Below are 558 nucleotides of genomic sequence, written 5' to 3'. Positions count from 1 at the left end.
GTTTTTCAACTTTGGGCTCCCGCTGCCGTAACCCCCCCCCCCGACCACGCCAACCACTCTCATCCCCCTGGGGGTAGCTGCGTTCACAGCCATAGCTGTCACGCCCACGCCCATCTGTTTTTCGTTGAGACTTCTGCCAGCTCTCTACCCCTGGTTCGCCGATCGTTCCAACGGCGACAACTCAACGTCTTGAGGTGACACCATGCAAGAGGTAAAAGCTTACATCAAAACGCGTAAACTGGAATCGGTCACTCTGGCGCTGCATCGCCTGGATGGCATTACCGGGATGAGCGTCTCGGAAGTCCGGGGTTTCGGTCGCAGCAAGGCGCAGAGCAGCGCCACGCACCCGATTGCGGGTGCGTCGGAGTTCTCCGAGCATGTGAAGGTGGAGATCGTGTGTCAGGACCACCTCGTCGATGCCGTAGTGGAGCTGCTGAAAACCGAAGCCCATACTGGGCTTAGGGGGGACGGTCGTATCTTTGTTAGCGATATCAGGCGTGCAATCCGCATTCAGGATGGTGTTGAGGATTCAAGCGTCATCTAATGTTGAGTAGCTGG

At 57.3% G+C, this 558-nt stretch carries 1 protein-coding gene; it reads left to right on the top strand.

The features are described 5' to 3' along the window. Positions 1–202 precede the first annotated feature (202 nt). Entirely contained in the window at positions 203–544 is a 342-nt protein-coding gene (locus tag WA429_RS21375) for a P-II family nitrogen regulator (RefSeq protein WP_068810571.1), read from the top strand. Positions 545–558 lie beyond the last annotated feature (14 nt).

The sequence above is a fragment of the Thalassospira sp. CH_XMU1420-2 genome (assembly GCF_037029325.1).
Lineage (GTDB): Bacteria > Pseudomonadota > Alphaproteobacteria > Rhodospirillales > Thalassospiraceae > Thalassospira > Thalassospira povalilytica.
The sequence above is the reverse complement of the archived record's forward strand: the minus strand, read 5'-3'. Positions and strand labels throughout refer to the sequence as shown.